Source organism: Enterococcus sp. SMC-9, assembly GCF_021011285.1.
GTDB classification, from domain to species: Bacteria; Bacillota; Bacilli; order Lactobacillales; family Enterococcaceae; genus Enterococcus_C; species Enterococcus_C montenegrensis.
Genome location: NZ_JAILYE010000006.1, coordinates 308,883 through 332,214, shown reverse-complemented (window position 1 = coordinate 332,214; position 23,332 = coordinate 308,883). Strand labels below are relative to the sequence as shown.

Here is a 23,332-nt window from a genome sequence, read left to right as displayed (position 1 = left end):
CGGGAAGTAGCTCAGCTTGGTAGAGCACTTGGTTTGGGACCAAGGGGTCGCAGGTTCGAATCCTGTCTTCCCGATTTTTTTTACTTTAGGCTTTATTTCTAAATGAATTTAAGCTATAATATTGTCAGACTTAATTTAATATTTATGCGCCCATAGCTCAACTGGATAGAGTGTTTGACTACGGATCAAAAGGTTAGGGGTTCGACTCCTCTTGGGCGCGTCTTAACGAAATCATATTAAGGATTTCGTTTTTTTGTATACCAAAATAGTTCTATCAAGGTCAAAATTTTATTAGCTATGATTTTGTTTAAAAAAATAGACAAGCTAGTAAATTATTTAGTGAATTGTAAGGAAAAATAGTATGTGATTAGCTCAAATTAATGTATGAATATTCATTGTGTTAGATTTTTTACTTTTGTGAAAGTTGCGGTAAAATAGAGAAGTAACTTTTATTTCCTATAAAAAAGTTACAAAGCAGTTCGTGTGTATGTGTTTTACTTTTTCTTCCGCTAATTCTTAAAGGAATGTTGTGATTCAGTCATGTTCCTTTAATTATCCAGCTAAGTTGGGTATAATTAAGGTCAGAATTAGTCAAGGGAGGGAAATCGCATTATGAGTCGTCACAACACTTCTGATTTAATTGAAGCTTATTTGAAAAAAATTTTGGAAGATAGCGAAATGATTGAAATCCGTCGCACCGAGATGGCTGATTTATTCAACTGTGTACCATCCCAAATTAATTATGTCATTAATACGCGTTTCACAATTCAACGGGGCTATGTTGTTGAAAGTAAGCGCGGTGGCGGTGGTTATATTAGAATTGAAAAAATCAAAATTTCTGACAATCATCGCTTTTTAGAGCAAGTAGATCAACTTTTTGTCGATACATTGGGAGAAAAAGATGCTTTAGCCATTATTCAAAAGCTATACGAAGAAGATATTTTAACCAAAACAGAAGGTAATTTAATTTTAGCGGCTTTGGCTAAAAGTACGCTGGGACGTTTTAAAAATGAAAATGAAATTCGAGCTGGCATGTTACATGCAGTGCTAGAGCGATTAAGTTATGAGGATAGGAAGTGAGTCAGATGGATGAATTATTTACAGAAAAAGCCAAGGCGGTCTTGACGATTGCCCAAGAAGAAGCAAAAACTTTCAAACATCAGTCAGTCGGTTCAGAACATCTACTGTTGGCTTTGATTATTGAACAAGATGGTATTGCTGGAAAAGTTTTACGGGAAATGAGCGTTACTGAAACAGATGTTAGAGAAGAAATTGAGCATTTAACTGGCTATGGCACGATGAAATCTTATCCGGCTGGAGTTTACTTACCGTATTCACCACGGGCAAAACAAATTTTTGCCTATGCAGGTGACGAAGCAAAACGCTTAGGCGCTCCGAATATTGGTACAGAGCATTTACTACTGGGACTTTTACGCGATGATGAAATTCTTGCTTCTCGCATCATGGTCAACCTTGGTTTGAGCTTAGCCAGAATGCGCCAACTTTTGAAAAAGAAAATGGGCGTAAGTGAAAGCAAGGCACCCAATAACGGGTTAGGAGGACGCCGCAGACAAGCGCCTCAGGGTACAAAAGGCATGCAGCAAGGTACGCCGACGCTAGACGGCTTAGCTCGGGATTTAACGAAGCTTGCCAGAGAAAACCGCCTCGATCCCGTGGTAGGCCGCAGTAAAGAAGTAAAACGTCTGATTCAAATCCTCTCGCGCAGAACGAAAAATAATCCTGTTTTAGTGGGTGAACCTGGTGTTGGGAAAACAGCTATTGCAGAAGGTTTAGCGCAACAGATTGTACGGGGCGAAGTTCCGGAAGATATGCAGCAAAAACGTTTGATGATGCTGGATATGGGTTCTCTTGTAGCGGGTACGAAATATCGTGGTGAATTTGAAGACCGGATGAAAAAAATCATTGATGAAATTTATCATGACGGGCAAATTATCTTATTCATCGACGAGCTGCATACTTTGATTGGTGCCGGCGGAGCTGAAGGGGCCATTGATGCTTCCAATATTTTGAAACCGGCTTTAGCTCGTGGCGAGTTACAAACAATTGGTGCCACCACGCTAGATGAATATCAAAAGTATATTGAAAAAGATTCTGCATTGGAACGTCGTTTTGCTCGTGTGCAAGTCGATGAGCCAACGCCAGAAGAGGCCGAAGAGATCTTAAGAGGCTTGCGTCCTCGTTACGAAGAACATCATGGTGTTGAAATCTCTGATGAAGCATTACATGCGGCTGTCCAGTTGTCTGTTCGCTATATCAATTCGCGGCAGTTACCAGATAAGGCAATTGATTTAATGGATGAGTCTTCAGCAAAAGTGCGTTTGGATAAAGCAGATGAACCTTCTGAAATTATCGGTTTGCAAGAAGACATTGCAAATCTGATGAGTGAAAAAGAAGAAGCAATTCAAAATCAAAACTTTGAAGCGGCAGCTCGTTTACGCCAAAAAGAGAAAAAGTTAAGTCAACGTTTGGCAGAATTAGCCTTTGCAGAAACAAAAGAAGCCTCTGGTTTTGCTGACCGTGTGACAGCAGAAGATGTCGCAACTGTCGTTTCTCAGTGGACAGGTGTACCGTTGCAACAAATGGAGAAAAAAGAAAGCGAACGCCTCCTAGATTTAGAAAAAATTCTTCATCAACGGGTAGTGGGCCAAGAAGAAGCAGTTAAAGCTGTCGCACGTTCGATTCGTCGCGCTAGAAGTGGCTTGAAAGATCCAAATCGTCCAATTGGTTCCTTCATGTTTTTAGGACCAACTGGTGTTGGGAAAACCGAATTGGCCAAAACGCTAGCAGAAGCGATGTTTGGCAGTGAAGATGCACTGATTCGCGTGGATATGTCAGAATTTATGGAAAAATACAGTACGAGCCGTCTGATTGGTTCTCCTCCAGGTTATGTCGGGTATGACGAAGGTGGACAATTAACAGAGAAGGTTCGTTCTAAACCATATTCTGTTATCTTGTTGGATGAAGTTGAAAAAGCGCATCCAGATGTCTTTAATATTTTATTACAAGTATTAGACGATGGGCATTTGACCGACTCAAAAGGACGTAAAGTTGATTTTCGTAATACGATTTTGATTATGACCTCCAATATTGGAGCTACGCAAATTCGTGAAGAAAAAAATGTTGGTTTTAACGTAACGGATTTAACAAAAGATCATGGGGCTATGCAAAAACGTATTTTAGAAGAATTGAAAAAAGCTTTCCGCCCTGAATTTTTAAACCGAATTGATGAAACAGTTGTCTTCCGTTCATTAGGAGAAGCTGAAATTCAACAAATCGTGAAAATCATGAGTAAATCCATTATAAAACGGTTGGCCGAACAAGATATTCAATTGAAAATCACACCTGCTGCCAATGAAGTTATCGGTAAAGCTGGTTTTGATCCAGAATATGGCGCTCGTCCAATCAGAAGAGCACTGCAAAAAGAAGTGGAAGATCGTTTATCTGAAGCGTTATTATCTGGCCAAATTCATTTGGGGGATAATGTTACAATCGGTGCTAAAAAAGGGAAAATCACCTTAACAGTAAAAGAACCTACTGAAGGGAAAAAATTGCAAAACGTTTAAAAATGCAGCCTCCAAATGTTAGTAATTTTCTAACATTTGGGGGTTTTTGTGTTCAGTTTTCTTTTAACGATTTTTTAGTAAAGTTTTGTTTTATCCATTTTACTTTCGGGGGATAAATTACCAGACTTATTAGCGTTTTGTTGTATTTTTAAAATCCAATCAGGGAATCTTCTAAAAATAGTAGGATTTTTGATTGCTACTTCTAAAATCCCACACCCTGTGATAAGATAATTGAGTTATCAAAGGGGGAAGAAGATGATTGAATTAATCACAACGGTAGCCTCTGTTGACCAAGCAAAAAAATTACTAGCAGCTGGTGTGGACACCATCTACTTTGGGGAAGAAACGTTTGGTTTGCGGTTACCTTATTCATTTTCACGCAAAGAACAAAGGCAATTAGTAAATTTAGCCCATGCTGCCGGGAAAAAAGCAGCAATTGCCGTCAATGGCATTATGCATCCGGAAAAAATGAAGTTAGTACCGGAGTATTTAGCTTTTGTAAAAGAAAGTGGTGCCGATCAAATTGTGGTGGGAGATCCTGGTGTCGTCTATGTGATGACGCAAAATGAAAACTTGGCGACGCCTTTTATATATGATGGGGAAACCTTAGTGACCAGTGCGCGTCAAATTAATTTTTGGAGTAAAAAAGGTGCTGTTGGGGCTGTTTTAGCCAGAGAAGTGCCTTTTGCGGAAATGGTAGAAATGGCGCCACAATTAGCGGTACCGGCGGAAGTTTTAGTTTACGGTGCAACCTGTATCCATCAATCAAAACGGCCACTTTTACAAAATTATTATAATTATACGCAGCAAGATGAGCGTACAAGTCGTGAACGCGATTTGTTCTTATCGGAACCAAAAAAACCTGAAACCCATTACTCAATCTTTGAAGATAGTCATGGGACGCATATTTTTGCTGATAATGATTTGGATTTGATGAAAGAAGTAGGACAGTTAGCCCAAACTGGTTTTACAACGTGGAAACTGGATGGATTGTTTACCGACGAAGCCAATTTTGTTGCCATTGCCGAATTATTTGTGGCTGCTAAGGCAGCCATCTTAGCTGGGACGTGGGACGAAGCACAAGCTGCAGCATTAGATGAAAAACTGCAGACCTTGCATCCTGAAAAGCGCGGATTAGACACTGGTTTTTATTATTTAGATCCAAAAGCGATTCGCTAAAAAGCAAGCGAAACTATTTACGATAAATGAAGTAAAAAAGGCCAGAAAGTTCAACAATAAGTAAAACCAGTGATAAGCAAAATGCGCTTACACTTTTTTTACTAATTGCTCACTGTCTAAGCGAGCCTTTTTCACATCTAAAGAAATCGAGTTGTCAAAAGTCCTACCAACTGGGTATTAAGCCACCCAACGTGCATGCCAAAAGGCAGCATACAATTGGCTTTACTTAATACCAGTTGGCAATTCGGACTATGACAACATCTAAAGCAGGAGTGACAAAAAGACATGACAAAGAGAGTCTTGAAGCGGCCGGAGGTTTTGGCTCCGGCGGGAACTTTGGAAAAATTGAAAACGGCGATTCATTATGGCGCCGATGCTGTTTATATTGGCGGGAACGCGTATGGTTTGCGAAGCCGCGCGGGGAATTTTAGTTATGAAGAAATGGCAGAAGGTGTAGCTTTTGCTAAAGAACACAATGCCAAAGTATATGTAGCGGCCAATATGGTTACCCATGAAGGGAATCAAGAAGGTGCGGGAGAATTTTTCCGCGAGTTGCGGGATGTCGGAATTAGTGCGGTGATCGTGTCTGATCCGGCATTGATTGAAATTTGTGCAACAGAAGCGCCGGGTCTTCCGATTCACCTTTCAACGCAAGCCTCTGCCACAAATTTTGAGACATTGGAATTTTGGAAAAATGAAGGCTTAGAGCGGGTCGTTTTAGCACGGGAAGTTTCAATGGCAGAAGTTGCTGAAATTCGCAAAAATACTGAAATTGAGATTGAAGCCTTTATTCACGGGGCAATGTGTATTTCATATTCAGGCCGGTGTACATTATCGAACCATATGTCCATGCGGGATGCCAATCGCGGCGGCTGTTCACAATCTTGTCGCTGGAAATATGAATTATACGATATGCCCTTTGGTACAGAGCAACACCGCAGTTTAACGGATAAAGGAAATGTAAATGAAGAATTTTCCATGAGTGCTGTCGATATGACGATGATTGAGCACATTCCAGATTTAATTGAAAACGGCGTGGATAGTTTAAAAATTGAAGGGCGCATGAAATCTATTCACTATGTTTCCACCGTTTCAAACGTGTACAAAGCGGCGGTGGACAGCTATATTGCAGATCCAGAAAATTATGTTTGCAAACAAGAGTGGATCGACGAACTATGGAAAGTGGCACAACGAGAGCTTGCAACGGGTTTTTATTACCATACACCAACGGAAAATGAACAGCTCTTTGGCCCAAGACGTAAAATTCCGCAATATCAGTTTGTCGGCGAAGTCATGGCCTATGATCCTACAACAAAAATTGCTACGATTCGCCAACGAAATCACTTTTCTGTCGGGGATGAAATTGAATTTTATTCACCAGGCTTTAAACATTTTGAACAATCAGTGGCATGGATGAAAAATGATGAAGGGGAAATGATCGACCGGGCCCCAAATCCGATGATGATTTTAACGATGCCTGTTGCCCAAGCTGTTGCGGTGGGGGATATGATTCGTAAGAAGAAGGATTAGGAAATAGGATAAAAGACAAGGCAGGTTATTTTGCTTGGAGGGAAAAATATCAGAAGCTTGACTTTGGTGTATTTTCCGCAAAGCAAAATTTCAGCTTATTGTGAATAAAACTAGTTCAACAATAGAAAAACTCCAGTCTAAATGGATGACTGTCACTAAGGTAGCTTTGATTGCTAACCTAAATGAGATAGCCGACCATGAATTAGACAGGAGTTTTTTTGTTCAATAGATTGGGTGCAGGTTAATTTGTTGCGACTTTATTTATTCATGCAATTCCAGCGGCAAGCCGTCAGGATCAAAGAAGAAAGTCATTTTTTCGTTTGTGAACGTGTCCCGCCGAATTTCTTCACATTTTACCCCCTGTTCTTTTAAGTAGGCGACTTCGGCTTCAATATTGGTAGTTTTGAAGGCTAAGTGGCGTAGTCCGCAAGCCTCAGGAAAACTTGGTCGTTTGGGCGGATGAGTTGCGGCAAAGATTTCCAGTTGGCAATTATCTAATTGCAAATCGAGTTTCGTATCATTTTTTTCGGGCCGATAATGTTCTCTAATGATCGGTAGTCCCAGAATGTCCACATAAAAGTGTTTGGCGCTAGCGAGGTTGGAAACGATAATGGCAACATGATGAATTTGGGTAAATTTTAGCGGCATGATTTTGCTCCTTTATACGAAAATAACTATTACGCAAAAATTACTGGTTATATCCACGTAATCTTTAAGTAAGTTTAGCCTATAAACAGCCTACTAGCTTATCATTTTTCTTTCAAGTACAATACAGGTATTGGAAAAATTATGGGAATCCTAGTGTGTCTGAAAATGTATTAGGCTTCAAATTTTAGCAAATTTTTTGAATGAAGACTAAAGGGTGACTGATAGGACAAAGGTCAAATTATCTGTCGTTGAAATTTTCGGACATATTCTAAAAGGATAAAGGGGAGAATTACGTGAAAAGTTATGATTATATTGTCATCGGTGGCGGTAGCGGCGGGATAGCATCGGCAAATAGAGCAGGGCTGCACGGACAAAAAGTTTTGCTAATTGAAGGCAAAGCTTTAGGCGGAACGTGTGTAAATGTTGGTTGTGTACCGAAAAAAGTAATGTGGCAGGCTAGTGAAATGCTGGAAATGATTCGCCGCGATGCACCAAGTTACGGCATTACAGCAGATATCAAAGCGTTTGATTTTACAGAATTGGTGGCGCGCCGAGAAAAATATATTTCCTTTTTACACGGGGCTTACCAAAGAGGTTTAGACAGTAATAAAGTTGATGTAGTAACGGGCTATGGAAAATTTGTCGACTCCCAGACGGTAGTGGTTGGCGATGAAAAATTTACAGCCCCTCATATTTTGATTGCGACTGGGGGAAGACCGAGCCATATGAATATCCCCGGGGGAGAATATGCAATGGATTCAGACGACTTTTTTGCCATGACGAAAAAGCCGGAGAGTATGCTGGTCTTGGGAGCAGGCTACATTGCAGCAGAGCTTTCTGGTATGGCACAACAAATGGGCATTAAAACCATGTGGGCTTATCGGCAAGGGCGTCCGTTACGAACTTTTGATCCGATGTTAAGTGATAATTTAGTGGAAATGTACCAAGAAGCAGGCTTGTCTTTGTATCCTGAGCACGTTGCAACTGAAATTATTAAAAATGATGACGATACTTTTACAGTGACGTTTGAAAACGGGGCAAAGTTACAGGCTGAAAAAGTTCTCTTTGCCGGCGGGCGTTTACCAAATACGCAAAATCTTGATTTAGAAAAAATCGGGGTGAAATTAGACCAGCGCGGGTTTATCGCGGTGGATGAATTCCAAAATACTTCGGTGCCGGGTGTTTATGCGGTAGGCGATATTATCGGGAAAGTTGATTTAACCCCAGTTGCGATTGCTGCCGGACGGCGTTTATCTGAGCGCTTATTTAATGGCAAAAAAGATCTGCATTTGGATTATGATCTGATTCCAACGGTGATCTTCACCCATCCGCCGATTGCGACAATCGGGCTGACAGAAGAACAGGCCTATGAAAAATATCAAGCTGAAAAAGTAAAAGTTTACCGTTCCCGCTTTACCCCGATGTATTTTGCCTTAAATGATTATCGGCAAAAATGCGAAATGAAATTGATTTGTGTGGGAGAAGAAGAACGAATCGTCGGCTTGCACGCGATTGGTATCGGCGTGGATGAAATGTTACAAGGTTTTGCGGTTGCCATCAAAATGGGGGCCACAAAAGCAGATTTCGACAATACGGTTGCGATTCACCCAACCGGTGCCGAGGAATTTGTCACAATGCGTTAAAATAAAGTACGACCTTTTAAGTTTGCTTAAAAGGTCGTACTTTTTTTAGTGCTGATCATAAATTTTTTGAAAAATTTGGGGGTGAAAAAGAGAATTGTCCTCTCGTTTTAAAAAGAAATTCGCTTGGAGAACAAAGCGGAATTTTGGAAGCACCAAGTAAGAACACGCAACATCAAGGCTATAAGCGTTGTGTTTTCTAGTCATTCCCTAAGTTTCCCCCTTAATGCTAGAGGTCTAAACGAGTACGTAAAGCTTTTTTTAATAGCGGAACTTTTCTTCTAGTAGGTCCAATAAAAGGAATAATATGCCGCCTAATAATGCGATACAAAAAATGCCGGCAAACATTTCGGAGTAGGCCATTTTGGTCCATGCGCTTAAAATCAAATAGCCTAGGCCGTATTCTGTGGCGTAATTTTCGGCAAAGAATAAGGACGCTAAGGCAATGCCGATACTGACCCGTAAGCTGGTTAAGAGGCTTGGGATTAAGGCGGGCAAAATCAAATAATAAATCCGCTGTAAAAAATTTGCATGAAAGTTCGTCATCGTCTTTTGGAAGTTGGCTGGAATTTGGTGAACGCCATCGCGAATGGAGACGATTACCTGCAGTAAAATAATCGCAAAGAGCAAGAGTACCTTCGAAAAATTCCCCAAGCCCCAAAACAGCATAAAAATCGGCAAGAAAGCAACTTTTGGTAGCGGGTATAAAAAATAGATGAAAGGAGCTAAGATGCGATTGGCCCCTTTAGATAAGCCCAATACAATCCCCATGGGAACACCGACTAAAAGGGCCAACGCTAAAGCAGTCAACACCCGTAAAAAACTCGCACCACTGTGAAGCAGCAGCATTTTTTTCAAGGCCCAAAAAGTCGGCCAAGTAGCAAGGGGCGTTGGAATGGCGTGATTTTTCGTAATTAGGGCTAATAGTTGCCACAACAAAAGATACATAATTCCACCCAGCAGCAGTTGACTTACGTGTTGTCGTAATGTTTTCATTGTCGCACCTCTGCTCTTAAAGCAATGCAAAATTCATAAAAGGCCAAACTTTCCCGTCGATTTTTAGTGGTAGCGGCAAATGTTGGGTTATCTATGACGATGAGTTGGGCATCTTTGACAATTAAAATAGTTTCACCCAAAAAGACAGCTTCTTCAATATCGTGGGTTACGACTAAAAGACTGTTTTGGCGTCTTTGTTGTTGGGCGATGAGTAAATCTTGAATTTTTTCTTTACTTTGGGAGTCCAAAGAAGAAGTGGGTTCATCCAGTAATAAAAATTGCGGGTTAAGGGCCAAGCCTTGTGCAATGGCAACTCGTTGTAGTTGTCCGCCGCTTAAAGCTTTTGGCCGTTTATCCTTTAAGTCGGTAAGTTGCAACTCCCTTAAAAGCTGTGTTACTTGTTGGCTGCGTTTGTCCTTTTTTTCGTGAGCTAATTTTAAGGGCAGGTTTACGGCAGCGGCAACAGTTAACCAAGGAAAAATTTGATTATTTTGAAAGACGGTCATAATCGTGTCTTCATCTTTTGTAAGGGTGCCGTCAGTTGGGGCTAAAAAACCTTGCAACAGCTGCAATAAAGTAGTTTTGCCGCTGCCAGAAGGGCCAATGACTGCATAGCGGTGATAATTTTTAAAACGATAATTTAGGTTTGTGAAAATAGTTTGTTTTCCATAATGGAAGGAAACATTGTTTAAGGTAATAGGCATGCTATAGGTATCCTTTTCTAAGTAGTTTGTGCAGCTTTTTTCAAACCTTGTGTTATACTAATGGAGGTTTTCAATGAAAGACAGCTTTTAAGGAGAGAAAAAAATGTTTACAACTTTAGTGTTTCACGAAATCCGGCCGCTTGCTGAGATAAAAGCAGGAATGCGCCCGATTCAAGTAGCAGATGGCTACGCCGATTCACTGCCGTTGCCTTTATACAATGATTTAGACAGTTTTACAGCCCAAATCGATTACTTAATCGCACAGCAGTATCATTTTTTAACATTGGCAGAAGTGGCAGCCTTTTATGCCGGAAAGTTTAATCTGCCCAAAAAAAGTATTTTGTTAACTTTTGATGATTGTTACCAATCGCAACTGCGCTATGCTTATCCTATTTTACAACAACGCAAACTGACGGCGGTCTCATTTGTGCCAACTGGTTGGATCTTTGCAACGCCTAGTTTATATGCGCCGGAAGTTTCTCGTCCGGTGAGTTTCCCAGAACTATTGGGCATGGCAGATGTTTTTACTTATGCCAATCATACCCATCATTTTCACCAACGTAAAGGGACAACTGCTTCTAGAGCGATGTGGGAAAGTGAAACTGATTTTATTTTAGATTTAAAAAAGTGTAATCAATTTGTACCAGTGAAGGATGTTTTTGCTTATCCATTTGGGCTCTACGATGAAAAAAACGTAGCAACTCTGGCCAAGGAGGGCTTTAAACTAGCCTTTACCACCATTAAAGGCAGAAATGAAAAAGAGACAAATCCGTTGGAATTGCGCCGCAATGTGGTGCCGGCACAATTACCTTTAGCAGCATTTAAAGAAATCGTGGGGGAAAAATAATGAAAAAAATAGCGGCGAGTTTATTGGTTGTACTCAGTGTTTTAAGTTTAGCGGCTTGTGGTCAAAACAATACCCAAACAACGTCAACAACAACGACTAAGACAGCTGAAAAAGTAACTGGAAAAACAATTAATATGGGAATTTTACCGGCAGAATCGGCTATCCCGATTATTTTGGCGCAAGAAAAAGGCTTCTTCAAAGAAGCTGGCACCGATGTCGCAATTAAATCCTTTGCTTCACCGAACGATCGCAATGTTGCCGTCCAGTCCAAACAGCTAGACGGCACAATTAGTGATGTTATGACCGAAGCAACCTTTAAGAAAAACGGAATCGATATGAAAATTACTTCCGGTATTTTGGAAGATTTTAAAGTGTTGGCTTCCCCCCAATCCAAAATTACGGAGATGAAGGGCTTAGCGGGGAAAAAAGTCACTTTAGTTCCTAATTTTATTTTGGAATATATCATGGATGACTTTGCTAAAAAAGACGGCTTTACTTATGAAGTTGTCAACATTCCTTCATTTTCTGCCCGCTCAGAGGCGTTATTAAATGGCCAAGTGGACGGTGCGGTTTATACTGAGCCCCAAGCCAGCATGTTGGCTAAACAAGGGGCAAAAATTTTAGGTAGTTCTAAAGAAGCAGGGATTAACGGCGGCACGTTGCAATTTACCGATGCCATTTTAAAAGAGCGTCCCCAAGATATTACTGCTTTTTATCAAGGTTATAATCAAGCTATCGATTATATGAATCAACACAAAGCCAGTGAGTATGCGGATATTTTAACCAAATATCAATTCCCAGAAGCTATGAGTACGTATTTGGATAAGCAGCAAAAAGATTATCCTCATGCGCAAAAAGTACCTAAAGAACAATTTGATGCCATTATCAAATGGGCCAAAGATAAAAAGCAAATTGATGAAAATTATAGTTATACTGCATTAACAGACTTTAATCATTTAACAAAATAGTCGCTGAAAATCGCTATTTTGTAGCAATTGATTAAAAAGCCCCAAAATTTCTTCTCAGAAAAGAAATTTTGGGGCTTTTTTTTCTTGCCTATTATACAGTTATACTATATAGTTTAACTATACAGTTCGACTATATAAAAAATAGGGAGTACTTCCATGAAAACAGATCAATTACCATTAACAGAAACGATTTTTTATCTGCTGCTGGTATTTTCCGAACCGACTTATGGTTATTTGGCGATTAAAAAAATTGAAGAATTAAGTATGGGCAACGTCCGGATTGCAGCAGGCACGATGTATGGCGCGATTGAAAATTTGTTGAAGTCCGAGATGATTATCCAAGTATCGCCAGTACAAGAGCGCAGAAAGATTTACCACATCACAGAATATGGGCGCAATATTTTGACAGATGAAGTGAATCGGATGAGGCACTGTACACAGCTTTTTGAAGAAATGGGGGAAAAATAATGAATCGCACAATTACAAAATTCCGGCTGTTTTTTTCGCTAGAAAAAGAAGAAGTCTGGCTTAACCGCAAGTTAGCACAAGGATTTCAGCTATTTGACATCACCGGCAGCGGGATTTTTTATCACTTTAAAAAAGTCAAGGATACCGACAAAGTGATTCAATTTGATTATCGTAAGTTTACAAGCAAAGAGGACTTTACCGATTATCTGCAATTTATGACCGATGCTGGCTGGGAGCATATTTATGGTCGTTACGACAGTGGTACCCAGTATTTTATCAGTGATCGCAGCCAAAATTTACAATTATTTTCAGATATTTCCTCTCTGATTGAACGGGAAAAACGAATTCGCAAGGGTGTCTTTGGCTCTTTGTCTTTTCTAGTCCCAATTTATGTGGCGCTATTTATGAGTAGCACTGACCTTTCTGTGTTGTGGCACCCACAAAAAGAATTTCTAACACCAGGTCTCTGGCAGAAAACTGGAAGTGAGTTTTGGCGCGCTTTTTTCTTTGAATTACCTTTTGCTTTGATGCGGATTTTGAATCATTTGGTAGTGCCGATTATTTTCTTGTTCATTCTTGCGGTCTTCCTTAATTCTTATTGGCGCATGCAGCGGTATAAGAAATTGGTGTATTAGTGAAACATTACAGGTCCAAAAAAACGACGTTAAAGTTCAAGGACGGTCTCTTTTCATTAGAGATGGTCCTTGAATTTTTAGCGTCGTTTTTTGTTAAAAATTGCCGTCTAATTGTTCCGTTCCAATATCGTCTGGGTTAAACGTAAAAGTGTTTCTTTGGTGTTTAAGTCATTTTCGGGCAACTTGTGAATCCCTTTTAGCGCTTTATCGGTGTAATCTTTTGCGTAGGCTTTTGCTTTTGCTACGCCGCCATATTCATGGACATATTGATAAAGCTGTTCAACTTCTGTATCGGTAATTTCAGCTTTTTTTTCTAAAAGCGGTAGTAATTTTTGTGGTGCTTTTTGTAAGGCCAATAATAAAGGAAGGGAGTATACGCCTTGGCGCACGTCTTCTAGGACCGGTTTTCCGATCTCGGTGGCATTTTTAGAATAATCTAAGATGTCATCGATGATTTGAAAAGCCATGCCGATATTTTGACCGATATCACCACATTGTTTGGCAAAACGCTCCCCAGTGCCACTTTCTAAAGCCCCAACAAAACAACTTAGGGAAAATAGTTCAGCCGTTTTTCCAGAAATATTTTCCAAATATTCGGCAATGGATACATCGGTCGCATAACGGGTGTCCATTTGTCCGAGTTCTCCGTTTAAGATTTTTTCCATACTACGGGAGTTGATTTGCAAGCTGCGCATGGAACCGGCGTAGTCGGCCATTAGTTTAAAACAGCAGACAAAGAGAAAATCACCAGCATAAACAGCCACAGCATTGCCAAATTCAGAGCGGATAGTTTGAAGTCCGCGGCGCAAATCAGCTTCATCGACAATGTCATCGTGGACTAACGTTGCTGTGTGCAACATTTCAATTGAAGCAGCCAAAGAGACAGCTTTCTTGCGGTCTTGTTCGGGCCCAAATTGTGAAAAAAGCAATTGATAGGCAGGGCGCAATAGCTTGCCGCCGGAGTGAATCATGCTTAAAATTGCTGTTGCAACAGGTTTGTTTTTTAACTTGATAGAATCTTCCATCAGTGTCAAAGTTTGACGCAATTCAGGTTGTAAGACAGGATAGTCCTGCCACAGTGGATGTAACTTCATAAAATTCTCCTTTAGGTTTTAAAAGGTGCAGAGGGTTCTTTTCCCTTTTATTTCCAACAATTGACACAAAAGATCAGCGTATTAGCGCCAACTTTGTTTTGTTTGATGTTCATAGGCAATTTGGAATTTTTGCAATGTTTGCACCCGCTGCAATAAAAAGTTTGCAGCAATACCAATGGCAATTCCAGATAAGATACCAAAAAACGAAAGAATCGGCAGGTACAACATGACCGTCCAAGATTGGGCAATAAAAGAAGCTGTTAAAAGCTGCCCAACATTGTGCATGAAGCCGCCGGCGGCACTAATGCCGATGATGCTGATGCGTTTTGGTCCCAAAATGCGTAAGCAGGCCATCGCAAAATAGCTTAGCATAGCACCGCTCATACTATAAAGAAAGGTTGAAAGTGTGCCCCCTAATAAAGTAGTTAAAATTAGGCGCATCCAAACTAGAGTAAAGCTGTCTTTTTTGGGCATGGTGAAAAGAGAAATAATGGTAATTAAATTTGCTAAGCCCAGTTTGGCACCAGGGGCAAAGGCAAAGGGGTAGGGAATCATATTTTCAATTAAGCCAATGACTACACCTTGTGCAACCAAAAGCGCAATATAAATCATTTTTTGTGTACGACTCATTTTTTGGGACGTCTAATTAATAAATTAAATCGTCGCCGTCACCTCCTGAACTTTGACCTTGTACCTCAATGACCAGTTTATGAGGCAAACAGACAATCGTCTCGCCATTTTTTTTGGCCCAGCCCCGCCGCACACAGACCTGATCGCCGCAATTTGCTTCTTTGATACGGATTTTGTCGTCTTTTACCTCGATTAAATTATAATCTCCATCAGGATCTTCGTAACGATACGTCTCAATTTGTCCTTTAAAAAGTTTAAAGGTCTTGATCTCTTTGCCGTCAACCCGCAAAACCGCTACTTTGGTCGTAACAGGAGCATCTGTTTGCTGCAAGCCAAAAATAAGGGTCGGGATAAAAGAAGCAATAATCAAAATAATAACGATGATAAAATCCCAGGGTTTTAATTTACTGGCTTTAATAAATTCTTTTAGTTTCAAAAAGGTCACCTTTCTAAGTCTTAAAGGGTTACAAACGTGTGCTAAAAAACATTTGAATACAAAGTTAGTGTAATTTTTGCGAAAGCGTGAAAGGTCACCTTCCGCTTTTTGATCTAGCAGTTAAAACGAACTTCCTACGGCATTAAGCTAAAATTTCAAGAAATTTGAAAAACAATTTATTAAAATTTTATCTTAATGCTTGGAAGTAAACCGAGTTTTATCCGCTTTTCTTTTGTCTAGCTTCAGGTGTCAACGCTTTAAGAAAAATTCAAAAACTCGATTCTGGTAAAAAGCATACCAGAATACAAGTTCCTGATATTTTTTTTAAGAGCTAACCGTCACCTTCCGCTTTTCTTTTGTCCTTTATTTTACCATAGGAACTTGGTTGGTAACTAAGAAAAGACCCAGACAAAAACTGCCCGGGTCTTTTTTACATGCCTAACAGCAAGTTTATTTTTGATTGTAAAGAGATTTCGGCTTGCCGTACCACCAGCCGCCTAGTTTTTTCTGAATCCATGGGATTACCCAACGGTCTAAACCGACTGCGCGACCAGAGCCGTTCATTAAGGCAAAGGCAACCGGGATGAACCAGATGTTAACCCAGTAGAACATACCAGACATACAGAACATGGCAACTAAGATGATTGTTGTACCACTCATTAACCAAGTGAACAAACCAGCCATTAAACAAAGTGCAATACCGATTTCAACGAAGACCATCATTTTTTGGAAGAACATCGCAACGTCCATATTTGGCATCATCACTTTCATGATGCTGCTGAACCAGTCAGGTGCTTTGTCTAAAACAGCCATTGGTTGTTCGCCGTAACCGTAGCTTAAGCCAAAGTGGGCTGCATGTGCCGCAGCTTCTGCACCACCAGATGAAGCTGCATTTGTTGCTGCGTCGGCTGCACCAGAAGAAACAGTTGCAGAAGCACCACCGACAGCGTCGGCTACGCTTGAAGCAGTCGTTGCCGCGGTAGCCGAAGCACCAGAAGCAGCGTCAGCGCCAGAAGATGCGGTTGTCGCAGCTTCTTTAGCATATTCCCAAGTCCAAGGGAAGACAGAATTACCTGTAAACCAAGAACCTTCGCCAAACCAAGTAGATGGTTTTAATACTTCGCCGTTTCCGACGATTTTTTTGAAGGCTTCAATAAACCAAACTAAACCGTAGAAAACGCGTAATGGGACACTCCACAAAACATTGCCGTAACGAGAAGAATGACCTCGTGTTACGTTGCGGTCGTCTTTGATGTGGAAGAATTCGTGCATCATGTATTGGAACATATAATAGCCAGAACGAATATCAAAGAAGTATTTCAAGTTGACGATGTGTTTCATAATGATTGCTAAGAAACCACTTAAATGGATTTTGCCGAATAATTCCGCAACGCCCCATTTCGCACCGACAGAAACCATGAATCCTTGATAGTTACTCTTGAATTTATGTTTTTGACCGTCACCTTTAATAGCAGATACTACGTTTGCTGCCGCACAGTGACCAGTTTGTTCAGCCGCTTGTACGATTTGCGGTGTTGGTGTATTTGGTTGTTCTTCATAGTAAACCAAATCCCCAATAATATAGATGTTTTTATCTTCGTAGCCTTTTGCTTCCATATATTCATTGGCAACTAAACGGTTACCACGAGCTGCTTCTAAACCAAAGTCAGCTGCGTCAGAGGTTGCTTTAACACCGGCTGTCCAAATTAAAGTGTGAGTTGGAATAGTAGAGCCGTCTTTTAATTTAATATGATCTGCGTCAACTTCAACGATTGGTGCATTTAAAACAAGTTCAACATTTTTCTTTTCCAAGTAACGAACAGCTTTGTTGGCATCGTTACGATTTAACATATTTAAAATTGTTGGCATTGCTTCAACAACTTTTAATGTAAATTCGCTTTTATCTAATTTGTAGTCTTCAGCTAAGCGGTCTTTCCAGTCCACTAATTCACCGATCATTTCAATTCCGGTAAAACCAGAACCACAGACAACAAATGTCAACATTGCTTTACGTTTTGTAGCATCAGGTTCAATTGCTGCTTTGGCAACGGTGTGTTCAATGTGTTCGCGAATGCGGACAGAATCTTCAAAAGACCACAGTGTGAAGCCGTGTTCTTTGACACCAGGGGTACCAAAATCATTTGGTTCGCCACCCATACCAATTACTAAGTGATCAAATGGATAGCTGCCAGCTTGTGTTTTGACAACTTTTTGATCTTTGTCGATACCAACTACAGTATCTGTTACTAATTTGACGTTCTTCTTACGGGCAAACAAGCGTTGTAAGTCATATTGAATAGCAGTTGGTTCCACGCGGCCGCCGGCAACTTCGTGTAGTTCTGTCATCATGGTGTGATAAGAATGACGATCGATTAATGTGATTTCCACATCATCTTTCTTCAATTTCTTGGCCATGAATTTAGTAGCGGCTACACCTGCGTAACCCGCACCCACAACGACAATGTTTTTCTTTGTCATTGAAAATCGCTCCTTAAAATATAAAAATAGTATGATAATTATTACACAATCCACACCATTATACAGACTTGTTCGCCATTTGTCTATTCTAAAAACTTCATTAGAATGAGGTTTTTCGCTGAAAATGAGCTTGTGAACATAGACCATTATTGTGAATTTTTCTCAAAGCTGTAAACGTTTGACTTTTACGTCGCTTTAATTACAATGTAATGTGCATCACATGCTTGTCACGTGAGAAGAATATGAAAAGGGGAAATACCATGTTAAACAAAAAATTAGTAGCAGGGTTTACAGTCTTGACGTTTTCTGCCTTAGTATTAGGCGCTTGCAGTCCAGACAAAAAAGATGATAGCGCGGCTAGTTCATCTGCTAAAACAGAACAAACAACAGCTTCATCCAGCAAAGCGGCAAATGCTGACGTTAAAATTGCCGATGGTAAAACAGAAAATGCAGAAGTTCCTGGAGCAGGTACAATTGTTATGCGTCAATTATACACAGCCCCTCACGGAGACAAATCATTTGCAGTTGTCAATGTAACATTAGATGGCGACAAAATTATTTCCGCCCGGATGGATGAATTCCAATACGTTGAAAAAGGTGACGACTGGACTGGCGTGCCAAATTCAGACGGCAAATTGGGAGAAAACTTCCCGAAAGGTAATATTTTAGTTGCAAAAGAAGAAAACAGCAAAGCATACTCTGCTATGATGAAAGATCATGGTGGCGCAACGCAAACTTGGGATGCTAGCATGACAGCAATCACAAACTTTGTTAAAGGTAAAACAGTTGCAGAAGTAGAAAAAGCTGTTAAAGATTTAGAAGCACAAGGCAAAGATGCAAAAGTTGCCGATGTTGTTTCTGGGGCAACGTTTGCTGATACTAAAGGTTACTTGCAATCAATCGTAGATGCTGCTAAATCAGGTATGGTTTCAGTTGGCGAAAAAACAAGCAACACTGATTTGAAAGAAGCGATGATTTTAGCTGCTCCTCATGGCGATCAATCATTTGCTACTGTAACAGTTGCTTTAGACGGTGACAAAGTAGCTGCAACCTTTGTTGATGAATTCCAATATGTTGATCCAGCAGACTTCGGTGGCGTGCCAAACTCAAATGCTGCATTTGGCGAAGGCATTAAAGACAACTTGGTTTTAGGTTCTAAATATGCTAACAATGAAGCATACTCTGCTATGATGAAAGACCATGCAAAAGCTACACAAACATGGGAAGAAAATATTCACGCCGTTGATGCCTTTGCAAAAGGTAAAACAGTGGCAGAATTAGAAAAAGCTGTTAGCGACTTGAAAGGTCAAGGCGAAGACGGTAAAGTTTCTGACGTTGTTTCCGGTGCGACATTTGCTGATACAGCTGGTTACTTACAAGGAATTATCGACGCTGCTAAAAAAGCTGCAGAATAATTTTTATTAAAAAAATTTTTGAACTTCCGGTCTTTTACGACTGGAAGTTTTTTTGTGAAAAAAAGGCGGGGCAATGCTTTTTCAAATAAAAACACAAAAAGAACAATAGTTGTCAGGACACAGCTTTGCCAGTTTTTAGAAAAAGAAAAAAATGACAGCTTTTCATGTGAAATTTTTTTCAAAATGAAACGAAATTAAGAAAAATGGCGAATCGAAGATACAATAACAGGCTTTGTGAATCGTTAACAATCATGGAAACGTTTGACTTTTATGTAAGATTAATTACAATGTAATATGTATCACATGCTTAGTATGTGACAAGAATAAGTGAAATGAAGAGGGGAAATACAAAATGAAATCAAAAAAATTAGTAGCGGGTTTTACAGTCTTGGCGTTTTCTGCTTTAGTGTTAGGCGCATGTAGTGCAGACAAAAAAGATGATAGCGCAGCAAGCTCATCTGCTAAAACAGAACAAACAACAGCTTCATCTTCAGCAGCAAAAGAAGAAGCAGCTAAAGTTATCGCTGGCGGCGAAATGAAAGACGGTACTTACAAGTTAGAAGAAAAGAACTATTCAAACGGCTACCGTGCAACTTTTGAAATTACTGTAAAAGACGGTAAAATTACTGAATCTAAATACGATAACATCAATGAAGCTGGCAAATCAAAAACTGAAGATGCTGACTACAACAAACAAATGAAAGACAAAGCTGGTATCTCACCAGAAGAATTTATTCCTAAATTCAACGAAGAATTAGTTGCAGCACAAGATCCATCAAGCATGGACGTTGTTACAGGCGCGACACATTCATTTGAATCTTTCCAAAACTATGCACAACAATTAATCCAAGCTGCTCAAGCTGGTAAAACAGATACAATTGAAATTGACAATGGTGCAGAACTTAAAGACGGCACATATGCATTGAAAGAAAAAAATGACAAAAACGGCTACCACGTTGACTTTTCAATCGTAGTTAAAGACGGTAAAATTACTGAATCTAAATACGATAACTTAAACGCAGACGGCAAATCTAAAAAAGATGACGCTGACTACGAAAAGAATATGAAAGACAAATCTGGCGTTGGTCCTAAAGAATATATCGAAGACTTAAACAAAAACTTCTTAGCTGCAATGGGCAAAGAAGACGGTTCACCTGCTGATATGGACGTTGTAACTGGTGCAACTCACAGCTCACATACATTCATCATCTACGCTGAACAATTAATCAATGCCGCTGAAAAAGGCGACACAACTCCAATCGAAGTTGACAACATTGTAACTGAATAATCTATCACCTGATGAAATCCCGGCTGCTTTTTTTAGCAGTCGGGATTTTTGCGATTTCAACTAGGCGCTCTCTGCCGTAGTTGAATCGTATGGGAAGCGAAAATAAATTTTTTTTGAATTAAAAAAATACCGAAGATGCGAGCTAGTAGCGATTTCAACTAGGCTTTTTTCTGCCGTAGAAAAATCCTAAGGGAAAGTAAAATAGTCACTGGTCAAGTTTAACTATATTTCTACTTTTTTTTGATTATAAAATAATGAAAGCTGTTAGAAATGCCACTTTGGTTAAAAGAAAGTGATAGTTTTCATTTTTTGCTAATGTAACGAAAACCATTGTGAAAAAAATGGATAAAATAGTTATTAACTTTGACGGATCACAGCTTTTCCCAACGGCTTAATTTGCACAAAGGAATTTTTATTTTATTTTGTTATTTCATTTTCTTAAAAAAATGAAATATTCCGCTTTTTTTATAAGCTTGTGACTTTGCAAACAAGTTAAAAACCGCTATGATGTAAACGTTGATTTTAAGGAGGAAGGAACATGAAAAAATATTGGCGCCTGCTGTTTATTGCCTTTATCGGCATTTTCTTTTTAGCTGCTTGTGGCAAAGGCGACAGCGAGAAAAAGACGGCAAAATTACGAGAAGAACCTTATTACCAGGAAAAATTTTTAATGGGAACCTACGTTAGAATTCGCGTTTACGACGAAGGAAAAGAAGACGCGATGAAACCGGCTTTTGATCGGGTAAAAGAATTAGCTGACAAGATCACCATTAATCAAAAAGGATCAGAAATTGATGCGATTAATGCACAAGCTGGTATTAAACCGGTGAAAGTAACTTCGGATATGTATTACTTGTTAAAAGAAGCCTACAAATATAGTGAAGAAACAGATGAAGCCTTTAACATGACCATCGGTGCGATCACGCAATTGTGGCGGATCGGCTTTGACGATGCCAGAAAACCAGCCCAAAGCGAAATCGATGCCGCTTTGAAAAAAATTGATTTTCATAAAGTGAAATTCAACGACCAAGATCAAACGGTTTATTTGGAAGAAAAAGGAATGATCATCGACCTTGGTGCGATCGCCAAAGGCTATATTACAGATGAAGTAGTAAAAGTTTTACAAGATAAAGGTGTAACGTCTGCTATTGTTGACCTTGGCGGGAACGTTTATGTTTTAGGTCATAGCAACCGTGGCCAAAAAGATCCGTGGAATGTCGGTATTCAAGATCCTAATAAGAGCCGTGGCTCCATTGTCGGCAGTATCAAAGAAAAAAATCGGACGATTGTAACGTCTGGTATTTATGAACGCTTCTTGGAAGTGGATGGTAAAAAATATCACCATATTTTTGATTCTAAAACAGGTTACCCTTATGATAACGATATTGCCGGAGTATCTATTATTACGAATAAATCCATTGACGGCGATGCCCTATCAACTTCTGTATTTGCTATGGGGGTTAAAGAAGGGTTGAAATTTATTGAAGAACATGAAAAAGGCAGCGATGCAATTTTTGTTACCAAAGACGATAAAATTTATGTGACCGACGGAATTAAAGATAATTTCAAAATTGGGAAAGACTCTGGTTATACCATGGGAAATCGTAGTGAATTAAAATAAAAAGGTGGGGCGGTTCTAAACGCGTTTAGTTACAGGTGATAAGCCAAAATTTTGCACCAGTTTTCTAAAATTAGGAAAATTGCGGCTAAATTTGGCTTATTATTTTGAATTGTTTATTGCCGCCTTTTAGATGGAAAAAGGAGTTTGTGGTATGTCTTTAAAAGTATTTTTGGAAATCGTGGAGATTAAGACTAAAATTGCCAGTGTTTTCCCCTTCTTAGTTGGGGCACTGTTTTCAGCTACGTTTTATCATTCCTTTCATTTTGGTTATACGCTATTATTTTTTATTGCCATGTTAATTTTTGATATGACGACAACGGCAATTAACAATTATATGGACTTTGAAAAAGCCCATTCACAAACCTATAAGTTTAACGAAAATGTGATTGGGCGGGAAAATGTGTCGCCTAAATTGGTGCGACAAATGATTGTAGGAATGATTTTAACCGCTGCTCTTTTAGGTTTTATTCTGGCCTATCAAACAGGCTGGTTATTGCTCGTGTTAGGTTTAGTGTGCTGTTTTATCGGCATTTTTTACACCTATGGCCCAGTACCGTTATCCCGGATGCCATTGGGAGAAATTTTCAGTGGTGTAACAATGGGATTGGGGATTACTGCTATGGTAGTTTATATCAATACCATGAGTAGCGACGTGATGTATTTAAACGTTGATTTTGCGAGCGGTAAGTTTTCCTTTGACGGAAATTTCTGGCTGATTGCAGCGCTAGTTTTAGCTGCAATACCTTTAATTTGTACGATTGCCAATATCATGTTGGCAAATAATTTGCGAGATTTGGAAACAGATATTAAAAACCATCGCTATACTTTGGTTTATTACATTGGCCGCGAGCACGGAATTCACTTGTTTTCGTATTTGATGTATGCCAGTTACGTGGCAATTTTGGTCGGTGTGTTACTGCAAGTCTTCTCTTGGCCGCTGCTTTTGGTCTTTTTAACTTTGCCAAAAATCCGCCAAAATTTAATTGCCCACAAAAAAGAATTACCTGCACCCCATAGTTTTGTTTATTCCTTGAAAAACATGGTGCTCTTTAATAGTGCCTATGTTATCTGCCTAGGCTTATCTTTAATCTGGCAATTGCTACGCTAACAGATAAAATCAACCAAATAAACGCCCATCAAAGCAGACTAGAATTTTCTAGGAGGACTTTGA

Annotated in this window: 20 protein-coding genes and 2 tRNA genes; 15 read left to right on the top strand and 7 right to left on the bottom strand. The window is 39.7% G+C overall.

What is annotated here, in order from left to right; translation table 11 throughout:
• The 6 genes from K4422_RS11520 (at position 1) to K4422_RS11495 (ending at position 6,293) form a co-directional block, all read left to right on the top strand.
• Positions 1 to 74: transfer RNA gene (locus K4422_RS11520), tRNA-Pro, on the top strand.
• Between the two features lie 72 nt (positions 75 to 146).
• Positions 147 to 220: transfer RNA gene (locus K4422_RS11515), tRNA-Arg, on the top strand.
• A 392-nt stretch (positions 221 to 612) separates the two neighbouring features.
• Positions 613 to 1,080: a CtsR family transcriptional regulator gene (locus tag K4422_RS11510; protein WP_206903170.1), complete on the top strand. Its 468-nt coding sequence runs from the start codon at positions 613 to 615 to the stop codon at positions 1,078 to 1,080.
• 5 nt (positions 1,081 to 1,085) lie between these two features.
• Positions 1,086 to 3,584, top strand: a complete 2,499-nt coding sequence (locus tag K4422_RS11505; RefSeq protein WP_206903171.1) for an ATP-dependent Clp protease ATP-binding subunit — start codon at positions 1,086 to 1,088, stop codon at positions 3,582 to 3,584.
• A 255-nt stretch (positions 3,585 to 3,839) separates the two neighbouring features.
• Positions 3,840 to 4,763 carry a peptidase U32 family protein gene (locus tag K4422_RS11500; RefSeq protein ID WP_230711198.1) on the top strand — a complete coding sequence of 308 codons (924 nt, stop codon included), beginning with the start codon at positions 3,840 to 3,842 and terminating at the stop codon, positions 4,761 to 4,763.
• Positions 4,764 to 5,048: 285 nt separating this feature from the next.
• Positions 5,049 to 6,293, top strand: a complete 1,245-nt coding sequence (locus K4422_RS11495) for a peptidase U32 family protein (RefSeq protein WP_230711197.1) — start codon at positions 5,049 to 5,051, stop codon at positions 6,291 to 6,293.
• Between the two features lie 261 nt (positions 6,294 to 6,554).
• Here K4422_RS11495 and gloA2 read toward each other — a convergent pair whose 3' ends face one another.
• Positions 6,555 to 6,941 (bottom strand): SMU1112c/YaeR family gloxylase I-like metalloprotein, encoded by a 387-nt coding sequence (gene gloA2 / locus K4422_RS11490; RefSeq protein ID WP_230711196.1) that lies wholly within the window; start codon positions 6,939 to 6,941, stop codon positions 6,555 to 6,557.
• A 293-nt stretch (positions 6,942 to 7,234) separates the two neighbouring features.
• Between gloA2 and gor the strand changes: the two genes are divergently transcribed.
• A complete protein-coding gene (gene gor, locus K4422_RS11485; RefSeq protein WP_230711195.1) occupies positions 7,235 to 8,584 on the top strand; it encodes a glutathione-disulfide reductase in 1,350 nt (449 codons plus the stop codon).
• A 258-nt stretch (positions 8,585 to 8,842) separates the two neighbouring features.
• Here gor and K4422_RS11480 read toward each other — a convergent pair whose 3' ends face one another.
• The gene (locus K4422_RS11480; RefSeq protein ID WP_230711194.1) at positions 8,843 to 9,577 is read right to left on the bottom strand and encodes an ABC transporter permease; all 735 of its coding nucleotides are present in this window, start codon (positions 9,575 to 9,577) and stop codon (positions 8,843 to 8,845) included.
• Entirely contained in the window at positions 9,574 to 10,281 is a 708-nt protein-coding gene (locus K4422_RS11475) for an ABC transporter ATP-binding protein (RefSeq protein WP_230711193.1), read from the bottom strand. Before K4422_RS11475 ends, K4422_RS11480 begins: the two co-directional genes overlap by 4 nt.
• 103 nt (positions 10,282 to 10,384) lie before the next feature.
• Between K4422_RS11475 and K4422_RS11470 the strand changes: the two genes are divergently transcribed.
• From K4422_RS11470 to K4422_RS11455, 4 genes are all read left to right on the top strand, one after another.
• The gene (locus K4422_RS11470; protein ID WP_230711192.1) at positions 10,385 to 11,128 is read left to right on the top strand and encodes a polysaccharide deacetylase family protein; all 744 of its coding nucleotides are present in this window, start codon (positions 10,385 to 10,387) and stop codon (positions 11,126 to 11,128) included.
• Entirely contained in the window at positions 11,128 to 12,096 is a 969-nt protein-coding gene (locus K4422_RS11465; RefSeq protein ID WP_230711191.1) for an ABC transporter substrate-binding protein, read from the top strand. Before K4422_RS11470 ends, K4422_RS11465 begins: the two co-directional genes overlap by 1 nt.
• A 156-nt stretch (positions 12,097 to 12,252) precedes the next feature.
• Positions 12,253 to 12,564 (top strand): PadR family transcriptional regulator, encoded by a 312-nt coding sequence (locus tag K4422_RS11460; protein WP_230711190.1) that lies wholly within the window; start codon positions 12,253 to 12,255, stop codon positions 12,562 to 12,564.
• Positions 12,564 to 13,199 (top strand): DUF2812 domain-containing protein, encoded by a 636-nt coding sequence (locus K4422_RS11455; protein WP_206903181.1) that lies wholly within the window; start codon positions 12,564 to 12,566, stop codon positions 13,197 to 13,199. The genes K4422_RS11460 and K4422_RS11455 overlap by 1 nt, the downstream gene beginning before the upstream one ends.
• Positions 13,200 to 13,306: 107 nt before the next feature.
• Here K4422_RS11455 and K4422_RS11450 read toward each other — a convergent pair whose 3' ends face one another.
• From K4422_RS11450 to K4422_RS11435, 4 genes are all read right to left on the bottom strand, one after another.
• Positions 13,307 to 14,293 carry a polyprenyl synthetase family protein gene (locus K4422_RS11450; RefSeq protein ID WP_206903182.1) on the bottom strand — a complete coding sequence of 329 codons (987 nt, stop codon included), beginning with the start codon at positions 14,291 to 14,293 and terminating at the stop codon, positions 13,307 to 13,309.
• An 81-nt stretch (positions 14,294 to 14,374) separates the two neighbouring features.
• Positions 14,375 to 14,923 carry a Gx transporter family protein gene (locus tag K4422_RS11445; RefSeq protein WP_206903183.1) on the bottom strand — a complete coding sequence of 183 codons (549 nt, stop codon included), beginning with the start codon at positions 14,921 to 14,923 and terminating at the stop codon, positions 14,375 to 14,377.
• A 16-nt stretch (positions 14,924 to 14,939) separates the two neighbouring features.
• On the bottom strand, positions 14,940 to 15,359 hold the full coding sequence (locus K4422_RS11440; RefSeq protein ID WP_230711189.1) for a NusG domain II-containing protein: 420 nt from the start codon (positions 15,357 to 15,359) through the stop codon (positions 14,940 to 14,942).
• A 450-nt stretch (positions 15,360 to 15,809) separates the two neighbouring features.
• The gene (locus tag K4422_RS11435; RefSeq protein WP_206903185.1) at positions 15,810 to 17,837 is read right to left on the bottom strand and encodes an NAD(P)/FAD-dependent oxidoreductase; all 2,028 of its coding nucleotides are present in this window, start codon (positions 17,835 to 17,837) and stop codon (positions 15,810 to 15,812) included.
• Positions 17,838 to 18,097: 260 nt separating this feature from the next.
• Between K4422_RS11435 and K4422_RS11430 the strand changes: the two genes are divergently transcribed.
• The 4 genes from K4422_RS11430 to menA all read left to right on the top strand — a co-directional run bounded on the left by K4422_RS11430 (position 18,098) and on the right by menA (position 23,269).
• Complete coding sequence (locus tag K4422_RS11430) at positions 18,098 to 19,252, top strand: peptidoglycan-binding protein (protein ID WP_230711188.1); 1,155 nt, start codon at positions 18,098 to 18,100, stop codon at positions 19,250 to 19,252.
• A gap of 352 nt (positions 19,253 to 19,604) precedes the next feature.
• Entirely contained in the window at positions 19,605 to 20,540 is a 936-nt protein-coding gene (gene pplA, locus K4422_RS11425) for an extracellular electron transfer flavoprotein PplA (RefSeq protein ID WP_230711187.1), read from the top strand.
• A gap of 538 nt (positions 20,541 to 21,078) precedes the next feature.
• Positions 21,079 to 22,161, top strand: coding sequence for an FAD:protein FMN transferase (locus K4422_RS11420; protein WP_206903188.1), 1,083 nt, complete (start codon positions 21,079 to 21,081; stop codon positions 22,159 to 22,161).
• A gap of 151 nt (positions 22,162 to 22,312) precedes the next feature.
• A complete protein-coding gene (gene menA, locus K4422_RS11415) occupies positions 22,313 to 23,269 on the top strand; it encodes a 1,4-dihydroxy-2-naphthoate polyprenyltransferase (RefSeq protein WP_230711186.1) in 957 nt (318 codons plus the stop codon).
• The last annotated feature ends 63 nt before the right edge of the window (positions 23,270 to 23,332 follow it).

Excerpts from the sequence above, each read along its gene's own strand:
- K4422_RS11435 (WP_206903185.1), bottom strand. The coding sequence starts at position 17,837 with ATGACAAAGAAAAACATTGTCGTTGTGGGTGCGGGTTACGCAGGTGTA.
- K4422_RS11495 (WP_230711197.1), top strand. The coding sequence starts at position 5,049 with ATGACAAAGAGAGTCTTGAAGCGGCCGGAGGTTTTGGCTCCGGCGGGA.
- K4422_RS11465 (WP_230711191.1), top strand. The coding sequence starts at position 11,128 with ATGAAAAAAATAGCGGCGAGTTTATTGGTTGTACTCAGTGTTTTAAGT.
- K4422_RS11450 (WP_206903182.1), bottom strand. The coding sequence starts at position 14,293 with ATGAAGTTACATCCACTGTGGCAGGACTATCCTGTCTTACAACCTGAA.
- K4422_RS11505 (WP_206903171.1), top strand. The coding sequence starts at position 1,086 with ATGGATGAATTATTTACAGAAAAAGCCAAGGCGGTCTTGACGATTGCC.
- K4422_RS11475 (WP_230711193.1), bottom strand. The coding sequence starts at position 10,281 with ATGCCTATTACCTTAAACAATGTTTCCTTCCATTATGGAAAACAAACT.
- menA (WP_230711186.1), top strand. The coding sequence starts at position 22,313 with ATGTCTTTAAAAGTATTTTTGGAAATCGTGGAGATTAAGACTAAAATT.
- K4422_RS11420 (WP_206903188.1), top strand. The coding sequence starts at position 21,079 with ATGAAAAAATATTGGCGCCTGCTGTTTATTGCCTTTATCGGCATTTTC.
- K4422_RS11510 (WP_206903170.1), top strand. The coding sequence starts at position 613 with ATGAGTCGTCACAACACTTCTGATTTAATTGAAGCTTATTTGAAAAAA.
- K4422_RS11470 (WP_230711192.1), top strand. The coding sequence starts at position 10,385 with ATGTTTACAACTTTAGTGTTTCACGAAATCCGGCCGCTTGCTGAGATA.
- K4422_RS11500 (WP_230711198.1), top strand. The coding sequence starts at position 3,840 with ATGATTGAATTAATCACAACGGTAGCCTCTGTTGACCAAGCAAAAAAA.
- K4422_RS11480 (WP_230711194.1), bottom strand. The coding sequence starts at position 9,577 with ATGAAAACATTACGACAACACGTAAGTCAACTGCTGCTGGGTGGAATT.
- gloA2 (WP_230711196.1), bottom strand. The coding sequence starts at position 6,941 with ATGCCGCTAAAATTTACCCAAATTCATCATGTTGCCATTATCGTTTCC.
- K4422_RS11430 (WP_230711188.1), top strand. The coding sequence starts at position 18,098 with ATGTTAAACAAAAAATTAGTAGCAGGGTTTACAGTCTTGACGTTTTCT.
- K4422_RS11455 (WP_206903181.1), top strand. The coding sequence starts at position 12,564 with ATGAATCGCACAATTACAAAATTCCGGCTGTTTTTTTCGCTAGAAAAA.
- pplA (WP_230711187.1), top strand. The coding sequence starts at position 19,605 with ATGAAATCAAAAAAATTAGTAGCGGGTTTTACAGTCTTGGCGTTTTCT.
- K4422_RS11460 (WP_230711190.1), top strand. The coding sequence starts at position 12,253 with ATGAAAACAGATCAATTACCATTAACAGAAACGATTTTTTATCTGCTG.
- K4422_RS11445 (WP_206903183.1), bottom strand. The coding sequence starts at position 14,923 with ATGAGTCGTACACAAAAAATGATTTATATTGCGCTTTTGGTTGCACAA.